The 9,424-nt window shown below is 72.7% G+C and carries 8 protein-coding genes; all 8 read right to left on the bottom strand.

Annotated elements, in window-relative coordinates:
• Positions 1-40 precede the first annotated feature (40 nt).
• The 8 genes from NBW84_RS16020 to NBW84_RS15985 all read right to left on the bottom strand — a co-directional run bounded on the left by NBW84_RS16020 (position 41) and on the right by NBW84_RS15985 (position 9,249).
• On the bottom strand, positions 41-499 hold the full coding sequence (locus NBW84_RS16020) for a hypothetical protein (protein ID WP_250285552.1): 459 nt from the start codon (positions 497-499) through the stop codon (positions 41-43).
• Between the two features lie 265 nt (positions 500-764).
• Positions 765-1,286, bottom strand: coding sequence for a hypothetical protein (locus NBW84_RS16015; RefSeq protein WP_250285551.1), 522 nt, complete (start codon positions 1,284-1,286; stop codon positions 765-767).
• 367 nt (positions 1,287-1,653) lie between these two features.
• A complete protein-coding gene (locus tag NBW84_RS16010) occupies positions 1,654-2,631 on the bottom strand; it encodes an ABC transporter permease (RefSeq protein WP_250285550.1) in 978 nt (325 codons plus the stop codon).
• Positions 2,632-2,644: 13 nt separating this feature from the next.
• Positions 2,645-3,607: an ABC transporter ATP-binding protein gene (locus NBW84_RS16005; protein WP_250285553.1), complete on the bottom strand. Its 963-nt coding sequence runs from the start codon at positions 3,605-3,607 to the stop codon at positions 2,645-2,647.
• 207 nt (positions 3,608-3,814) lie between these two features.
• Positions 3,815-4,525, bottom strand: a complete 711-nt coding sequence (locus tag NBW84_RS16000; RefSeq protein ID WP_445548731.1) for a glycosyltransferase family 2 protein — start codon at positions 4,523-4,525, stop codon at positions 3,815-3,817.
• Complete coding sequence (locus NBW84_RS15995; RefSeq protein WP_250285548.1) at positions 4,525-6,147, bottom strand: amidohydrolase family protein; 1,623 nt, start codon at positions 6,145-6,147, stop codon at positions 4,525-4,527. The genes NBW84_RS16000 and NBW84_RS15995 overlap by 1 nt, the downstream gene beginning before the upstream one ends.
• A gap of 72 nt (positions 6,148-6,219) precedes the next feature.
• Positions 6,220-6,864: a DUF6308 family protein gene (locus NBW84_RS15990; protein WP_445548455.1), complete on the bottom strand. Its 645-nt coding sequence runs from the start codon at positions 6,862-6,864 to the stop codon at positions 6,220-6,222.
• 396 nt (positions 6,865-7,260) lie between these two features.
• A complete protein-coding gene (locus tag NBW84_RS15985; protein ID WP_250285546.1) occupies positions 7,261-9,249 on the bottom strand; it encodes a BTAD domain-containing putative transcriptional regulator in 1,989 nt (662 codons plus the stop codon).
• Positions 9,250-9,424 lie beyond the last annotated feature (175 nt).

Below are 9,424 nucleotides of genomic sequence, written 5' to 3'. Positions count from 1 at the left end.
CTCCGCGCGCGCTGCCGGCGGCGCGGTGCTCGCTGCCCGGTCACGCGGGCGGGCCGGGAGGCAGCCGGCCGGTGCCGGTGGCGTCCCAGGGCAGTCCGTCCGCGGGACGCCGTTTGCCGGCCAGGCGCGCGAGCCATCCGTCCACGAAGAGACGTTCACCCGCGGTGAGTGTCTCGCGCAGGCCCGCCGGCACCGCCTCGGGGAACACCCCGACGACACCGGGCAGCCGGGCCAGCGCGCCCGCCTGGCTCCTTGCGGCGGCAACCAGGGCCAGCCGGGGTGGCAGGACCGCCGTGACCTGCGCGATCTCCCGCAGAGCGGCGAGGACCGCCTGCTGGCGGCCGCTCCCGCCGGGTTCCTCCTCGGCGGGGCCGGGCACGTCATCGTGATCATCACGGGGTGCCGGGCCGCCATCGCCGTCCGGGCCGTAGCCCGCCGGCTCCGGCCCGGCCGCCCGCGACGCGATGACGACCAGCACCTCCGGTGTGGGTTCGGCCACGGCCCCGACCTCCTGACCCGAGCGGACAGCGTGCCAGCCGGCTGCGCCAGCTCGCCATCCCCGCACGAGCATTCCGACCAGGCGGACAGCGCATCATCGTCGACCAGGCCAGCCGCGCACAAGACCACCGGTGCGCCCGAGACGACGGAAGGACGCGGTACGCCGGCCCCGGCCCTCTCCCGAACGCCTCGGGCGGAACCGGAACCGTCCCCCATGACAACCTTGCGGAAACCGCGGCATGACGCCCAACGGTGACTGTTCGTATCTATTCGCGACGTGGCATCACAAAGAGCGACAACCAGCTCAGCACCGAGAGTACCAACAGCGACACGGTGGGCAGGACGAGCAGGAAGCCGGGTGAGCGCAGCCGGAACTCGACGAGCTGGACGACAAGGCTGTTGGCGCCCTCGGGCAGCTGCGAGACAGCCCGCGCCGACCGCAGCGCATGCCCGATCCAGCCCGCCAGCAGGGAGCCGCCGATCCCCCCCAGAGCCAGCCCGACGGGGGCCGGCCAGCCGCTGTCACGGCCCCGCCAGAAGCCGAGGAGGCCCCCGGCCAGGCCGGCGGCGGCACAGATCATGGCGAAGTACACGTCGACGCCGGCCTGGGCGTCGAAAACGATCTCGCTGCCGGCCAGTACCGCCCGCACGTTCAGGCGCGGGGCCGTCAGCGCCCACAGCAGCCCGACCGGCAGGCCGAGGGCGGCCATGACGGCCGCGCACAGCAGGCCGGCGAAAAGGCCGGATCCGCTGACCGCCCAGAAGGGGCGCCGGGGCTCCTCGGGCACCGGCCAGCCGTCCACCCCGACACCGTCGGGCCGGTCATGCCGATCCGGCCAGGACGAGGGGGGACGCCGGGCGGCAGCCTGGTGCGCATCGGACTGCCCTGCCTCGGGCTGCCCTGCCGCGGGCTGCCCTGCCTCGGGCTGCCCTGCCTCGGGCTGCCCTGCCTCGGGCTGCCCTGCCTCGGGCTGCCCTGCCGCGGACTGTTGTACTTCGGGCCACCGTACTTCGGGAAGGCCCCGCGTCCGGGCACCGCGGCGCGTGCCGTCAACGGTTCTGTCACCGTTCGCGTGGCTGTCAGGCCAGACTGTTGCTGATGGATACCGGCCAGGTGGGCATCGGCCCGCGCGGCTGAGAATCCACCGCAACGGCCTAACGCGGGGCGTTACCGGCACGTCGCAGCGCGATACTGGCCGCCAGCAGCGTGACGAACGCCACCAGCGCGCACACCAACAGGTCGACGACGACCATGCCCCAGTCGACCGACGGCCGGAAGGCACCGGCCAGCACGTCCACCGCGTACGTGCTGGGCAGCAGGTCACGCAGCACGTCGATCCCGAGCGGCAGCCGGTCCGCCGGGATGATCCCGAGGAACAGCACGACGCTCATACCGATCTGCCCGGCGACCGTCGCGAGTTCCTGGCGGGGGGCGAGCAGCCCGATGGCCGCGCCGATCCCGGCGAGGGAGGCCCCGGCCGCGACGGCCACCGGCAGCAGCAGCCACAGGCCCGACAGCGGCAGACCGTACAGCAGCGAGCCCACCACGGCTGTGACGATCATCCCCGGGAGCGCGAACGACGCGTAGGAGGCGGCCGTGCCGAGCACCACGGCGCTGCCCGGGACGGGCAGGGTCAGGTAGTAGTCCAGCGCCCCGGCCGCGCGCAGCGCCCCGAAGCGCTGCGCGAGCAGGTTCAGCGCGACGAAGGCCACCACCAGCACGGTCGAGCCGGCCACCACCTGCTCACTGGTCGTCTCGTTCCCCGCATCGACCACTCCGCGCAGCAGCAGCATGATCCCGAGCGACTGGAACGCGGCGACGAACAGCAGGGGCACCCGGGCCACCCGGGCCCGGGCGAGCTGGCCGGCGTAGACGGCGCCGAGCGCGGCCCCGAAGGAGGTGCCCGGCGGCAGCGGCACGGGCGTGCCGGCCACCTCCGCGGCCCCGGGGAAGCCACCGCCGGACCGCTGGCGGACGCTCCGGTCGACAGCACCGGCGGATCGGTCGAGGGCGTCGGCCGTCCGTTCGGCGACCGAGACGGCCTCGGCGGCCGGGCCGGCGGCCTGTCCGGCCGCGTCGACAGCCCGGCCGGCGGCCGGGCCGGCCGCCTCGTAAGCTGCGGCGGCGGTCACAGGGTAACCGTGCTCATGTGCGCTCCAGGGTGCGGGATGCCCCGCCAAGGGCGAGATAGACGTCCTCCAGGGACGGCGTGGCCAGCGTGAAGTCGTCGAGGGCGGCGAAGGCGGGGCCGCTGGTCAGCCGCGCGAGCGCGTCGCGGGCGGCGGCCGCGTCCATGCGCGTGGTCCAGCGGCGGCCGTTGATCTCGGCCTGCCGGGCGAGACGGGCGATCGTCGGGTCCTGGGCGGGCGGGTCACGGCGCCAGACGAGATCCAGCCGGACATCGCTGCTCACCGACGCCTTGAGCCGTCCGGGGGTGTCACAGGCGATCACCCGGCCGGCCTCGAGGACGGCGACCCGGTCGAGCACCGTCTCCGCCTCCAGGACGTTGTGGGTGACCAGCAGCACAGTGACCCCCGCGGTGGCCCGGCGGCGCTCGAGCGCCGACCACACCGCGCGCCGGGCCGTCGGGTCCAGGCCGGTGGTCGGCTCGTCCAGGACGAGCACCATACGGTCGCCGACCAGGGTGCAGGCGACGGAGGCGAGCCTGCGCTGGCCGCCGGAGAGCTGCCGCATAGGCCGGGTGACAACCGGGGCGAGGCCGAGCTCGTCGATGACGGCGTCCCGGGCCGCCCGCGCCGCGCCACGCCCGAGGCCACGCAGCCGCGCGGTGGTCTCCACCGCGCGGCCCACCGGCAGGTCCTCCAGGGCCATGTCGTGCTGGCCGAGGTAGGCCGCCAGCCGCGACGGGATGTCGGGACGGGCCACGACGTCCCACCCGAACAGCGTGATGGATCCGGCGTCCGGCCGGATCAGCCCCATGAGCTGACGCAGCAGCGTGGTCTTACCAGCGCCGTTCGGCCCGAGGACGCCGAAGACCTCGCCCTGCCCGACATCGAGATCGATACCGGCGGTGGCAAGTACGGCATGCTCCCCCGCGCCGTGCCGGCGGGTGAGCCCACGCACGACGTAGCTCAGCACGCGGCCTATTGTCGCAGCCCGCGGGCGTGGAGTCGGCCTGAGGGCTGGTGAGGGCCGCCTCCCCGGCCGAATCCCCGGCCGAATCCCCGGCCGGGCACACGCCAGCCGGCCGGCATCCGAGCCCCCTTCAGGCCTGTGACCGTCCGGTTCAGTAACCGAACCCGTTCGGCGACCGGGCCTGCTCAGTGAACGGGCCTGCTCAGTGAACGGGCCTGCTCAGTGAACGGGCCTACGATGACGGGCCCGCACCGAGCCGAGTATCCACAGCGCCTCGACCCCGTCCCGCCAGGTCAGCTTCTTGCCCTGTTCCCGGGTGCGGGCCTTGTAGCTGATCGGGACCTCGAACGGCCGGATGCCGCGGGCGAGCAGCTTCGCGGTCACCTCGGCCTCCATGCCGAAGCCGGCGGAGCGGACGTCCAGCTCGCGGTACAGGCCGGCCGGCAGCAGCTTGAAGCAGGTCTCCAGGTCACTGATGTAGCTGTTGAAAAGAACGTTCGCGGCCAGCGTCACCAGCTTGTTGCCGACCACGTACCAGAACGAGAACGCGGTGTTGCCGCTGAACGTCCGTGAGCCGAAGACGACGTCGGCCTCACCGGCGAGGACCGGTTCCAGCAGCGCCGGGATCTCCTCGGGGGCGTATTCCAGGTCGGCGTCGCAGATGACGAGGTAGTCACCGCTGGCCCGCTCGCTCGCGGTCCGCACGGCGGCGCCCTTGCCCCGGTTCACCGGCTGGTGCACGACGACCACCCGGGGGTCGTCGAGGGAGTCGAGGATGGAACGGGTCCCGTCCACACTGCCGTCGTTGACCACGACAAGCTCGATCTCACAGCGGTAGCCGACCTCGAGCACCCGCTTGACGGCGGCCGCGAGCGTGGCCTCTTCGTTGAAAACCGGCATCAGGATGGAAAGCTTCACATCGGCGCACATTACGATGTGATCACCCGCTGGCCGTTGACGACCACCGTCGGGTGACGCCAGGCAGCGGGCTCGACGAGCGGATCCATGGGCAGCCCCACGACGGCGGCGTGCGCGCCCACCTCGACACGCCCGGACGGGCGGCGGCCGTCGAGCCCGGCCGCCCGGGCGGCCACGGACGTCGCGGCGCGCAGCGCGCCGAGGCGGCCGAGCCCGGCATAGGCGAGCCGGTCGAGCTCCCGTGGGTCGACTCCGGGCGGCCGGCTGCCCGTGCCCCCCGCGTCGGTGCCGTAGATCAGGGTGACCCCGGCCCGGTGGAGCAGCGCCGCGTTACGCCCGGGGGCCGGGCCGAGCCCGGCATGGCACTGCAGCGTCGAGACCACCGGCACGCCCGCGGCGGCGATCCGCTCGACCGTGCGCGGCGGCAGGGGCTCCACCGGGACATGGGCGAGCTCGTCCACGCCCGCCCACAGCGCCATCTCGACGGCGTCGACGCTCAGCGCGTGCGCCGTCACCGGAAGCCCTGCCGCGTGGGCGGCCTCGACCATGACCGCGAGCTCGGCCGGAGACAACGGTGGCCAGTTCGGGCGCCTCCCGCGCCTGGTGTCCGCGCTGGTCGCGACGTCCCCGACATATACCTTGATCAGATCGATGCCGTCCGAGACGAGCCCGGCGACGAGCCCGCGGGCCGCGGCGGGGCTCTCGACGACGACCGCCGCGTCGCTGCGACGGGCGTGCCAGCTCTGCGCCTTTCGCCCCGCTCCCTGCCGGCCCGCCCCCTGCCGGTTCAGCCCGTGCCAGTTCAGCCCGTGCCAGTTCAGCCCGCTCAGCCCGCTCAGCCCGTGCCAGCTCAGCCCGTGCCAGCCCGGCCCATGACGGCGCGGCCCGTAGTGGTCCGAGACGTGCCACTCCGGCGAGTACTGTTCCGGCGAGTACTGCTCTGACAGGTGCTGGTCCGGCGGGTACGGGCCTGACGGGTGCTGGTCCGACGCGTCGCGGCTCCGTCCGTGACGGCCCGGTGTGTGGCGGCCCAGCGCGTGGCGGCTCGCCGCGGCCCGGCCGGCGGTACCGCGGCGGGCGGACCGCGACGAGCCGGGAGGCAGGGCCTCCAGCCGGTCGGCCGTGGCACCCTGGGCGGGGCCGACCGGCTCCCCGGAGCGGTCCGGGCGCGGCCTCTGCCGCGACGTGCCCACCACCCGGGGGCCCGCGCCGGCAACCATGATCGGCGCGGCGAACCGCCAGTGGACGAGCCGCTCGATCGACGAGCCGAGGTCACGCACAGCCACGACGCCGGAACGCAGCTCGTCGTACCCGGGCGTGGCGGTGGCCGGCAGATGCACGTGGGCATCGACGACACCCGGCCCGATCCAGGCACAGTCGATCATGCGCAGGCCGTCCGGCAGCGACACCTGGTCGCGTGGCCCGACAGCGGCCACCCGGCCGTCCACACCGACCACCACGACACCGTCGAAGGCGGTGTCGGCGACGCCGTTCCAGATCCGGCCCCGCAGGCCCACGCCCCGCCCGACCTCCTGGCGGGCCGGCGCCCGTCCCACGGCCAGGGCACGCGCCGCCCGCAACGGCACCACGGCCAGGATGGACAGGCACCCCGACGGCGTGTCGCCGCGCCTCACCGTGCCCCCGGCGGCGGCACCCGCGGCAGCGGCCGGCGGAGATCAGACCGCCGGCGATCAGACCGGCGGAGATCAGACCGCACTGCTCATCCACACCACGATGTCGAGGATGCGCAGCGGTGTCAGCGGCGGCCCGTTGCGGGGGACGAGCGCGGACAGCCGGTGGAACTCGTCGGCGTTCTCCTTCAGGTCGTACTGCATGGCGCGGACCAGCAGCTGCATGTACTCACGCCAGGAACGCCCGTCCCGGGGAGACGGCGGGATGCAGCGCTCGTGCTGGTAGAAGATCCTGACCTTGGAGTCGAACAGCGGCACCAGCGCCGGCCGCTTGCGGTGCAGCACCTTTGCGATCAGCGACCCCTTGACGTCGCGGTCGGAGACGTCCGGATCGTCCAGCGGGTCGTACAGGGCCGCGACAAGATCGAGGGTGGCCTCGTCGGCCTCGATCAGCTCGATGCCGGGCGGGAGCTTGTCGAGCCCGCGCTGCAGCAACGGCGTCAGCGCCGTCAACGTGTGCATCCGGTCGACGTCCACCTGGACGCCGAGCAGGCAGGGCGCGAGCAGATCACCGGTGCACAGCAGATCGGAGTCACCGTTGGTCGTGAGCCCGTCATAGTACGGATAGGCGTAACGCAGGCCACGCTTACGCGGCCCGAGGTACTCCTCAAGCAGGCTCTCCGCGTCGAAGACCTCTCGGGTACCCATCCCAAGCCTCACCGCGGGGGCTCCTCACAGTCGTCTCGCAGTCTCACAGCGTCTCGAAGATCGAGAATGTCTTGAAGGTCTTGAAGTCTCACAGCCGTCCCGAAATCGTCGTCGCGTCCCGAAATCGTCGTCGACGGTCACGCCATCTCATCACGTGACGACGAGCAGCGGCGATCACGAGCTGTGACGACTTTCACATCGCTGACCGCCAGCCCTGCCGCCTGTGCCCATCCTCCCCCGCGGCTGCCGCTATCCGGAAGCAACCCGCCCGGACGGACCCACCAGGACATACATTCGTTACCGCGAGGACCACATCCCGGAGCGGACCGCGAGTGACAGCAGGGCCGTCGACACGCGTGCGTTACCGCGCCGACCACGTCCCCGACGGCCGGATTCCGCCCGTCCTGGTCAGTGGCTGCCGACGCCGGCTTCCGCCGGCCATTTCTTCCAGATGCCGCCCCGGTCCTCGGCCGTACCCGCCTGGGCGGGGACGTTCACGGCGGCCGGCCGGTCCCCGACCTGCTGCCCGAGCGCGGTGATCCGGCGGATCTCCTGGCCGCTCTCCTCGTGCTCCGCCCGGTCACGCGCGTGGATCCTGACCAGCTCGTGCAGCCGGAACAACACGTCACCGGCCGGTCCGGTGCCGGCGACGTCGAGCATCTGCGCGTCGATCAGACGGTCGAGGATTCCCTCGGCCGTCCGCTGGTCGGTCCTCAGCACCTGTTCGACGACCCGGCTGGAGAAGATCGACCGGCCGAGCAGCCCCAGCCGACGCAGCAGCTGCCGCGCCTGCGGATCGATCCGCTGGTAGGACAGGTCGAAGCTGCCGCGGACCTCCAGTGCGCCGTGGTGGAGCTCGGCTATCCGGTGCCGCTCGTCGACCAGCCTGGACACCAGGCCGGATATCTTCCAGTGGGGATGCGCCACCAGCCTGGCCGCGGCGACGCGGACGGCCAGCGGCAGGTAGCCACACAGGCGCACCAGCTCACGGGCGGCCACGGGGTCGGCCGACGCCCGGTCGTCGCCGACGATGCGGGCCAGCATCCGGGTCGCGTTCCCGACCTCGAGCACGCTCAGGTGCAGCCGGGTACAGGAAAGCGCGGCCAGCCGCGCCCGGCTGGTGATCAGCACCCCGCAGCTGCCCGACCCCGGCAGCAGCGGCTCGATCTGGCTCTCGTCCGCGGCACCGTCGAGTACCACCAGGACCCGCCGGTCGGCGAGCAGGCTGCGGTACAGCTCCGCGCGTGCGTCGAGACCGAGCGGGATCTCACTGTCCGCGACGCCCAGCGCGCGCAGGAACCGGGCGAGCGCGTCATCGGGATCGACCGGGCTGCGCTGTTGGCCGTGCAGGTCCACGTAGAGCTGGCCGTCGTCGAAGTGCTCCCGTAACCGGTGCGCCACATGGACCGCCAGGACGGTCTTGCCCAGCCCGCCCATGCCGAGCACCGCCACGACGGGCATCGACGGGGGGGAGCTGGTAACGGTCAGCCGCTGGCACAGCAGCTCCGCCTCCTCGTCCCGGCCCGTGAGGTCACCGACGGCGGCGGGCAGCAGGCACGGCGGCCGTGGCTGCGTGGCCGGTGGCTCGTCGCCCTCCGCCGGCCCCACCGCGTCCGGCCGTGACCCGGCCGGTGCGGCCGGCGTGACCGGCGCGGTGGCCTCGAGGGTGCCCTGCAGGATCGCTTCGTGCAGCCGCCGTAGCCGCGCTCCGGGTTCGACGCCGAACTCGTCGGCGATCCGCCGGCGTACCCGCGCATAGCACTCCAGCGCCTCGGCGCTGCGGCCGGCGTGCCACAACGCCCGGATGAGCTGGCAGCTCAGCGGCTCGAACAGCTCGTTCTCGGTGAGCGCCTCCTGCAGCTCGTCGATCACCCGGTCGGCGCGGCCCAGCCCTATCTCAAGATTGGCTCTTTCCGCGAGCACGCCGAGCCGCTGCGGGACCAGCCTCTCCCGCACCCGCGCGGCCCAGTCCCCCGGCAGGCCGGCCAGTGGCTCGCCCCGCCACAGGTCCGCGGCCTGCCTGAACAGGTGGCACGCCCGCTCCGGGCTGCTGTCGGCCACCGCCCGGGCCCGCTCCGCGAGACAACGGTGCCGGTTCAGATCGAGCAGGGCGGGGTCGGCGTCGATCAGATAGCCGCCCCGCTGCCGGACCAGCTCGACCTTCCCCCCCTCCGCCTGGCGGGTACACGCGAGTATCCGCCGCAAACGTGTGACATACGTGTACAGCGCATTCCGCACCTCGGCCGGAGGCGCGTCCCCCCACACCCGGTCGATGAGAAGATCCTGCGGCACCGGCCGCCCGAGATCCGCCAGCAGGACGGCAAGCACCGTTCGCTGCTTCGCCGATCCAAGATCTACATTAATATCGGCCACCCGTAGCTCGAGTGGGCCCAGCATAAGAAGTTCCACCACTCCATGCCCCCCCAGCCCTAACATTTCCCTGAGAGGCATTAAATACTGATAAATAGTTGACAGTAAAGGCTGTCCAACGCTTGACACGGATCGGCTGTTGCGGATCCATACCTACGGGCCGGTACGGCGAATGCCAGCCGGCCTCGCCTCAGGACACAAC

Source organism: Protofrankia sp. CiP1_Cm_nod2 (genome assembly GCF_920664355.1).
Taxonomy (GTDB): Bacteria; Actinomycetota; Actinomycetes; order Frankiales; family Frankiaceae; genus Protofrankia.
Note: the sequence above shows the minus strand (reverse complement) of the source record. Positions and strands in the feature narration are given on the sequence as shown.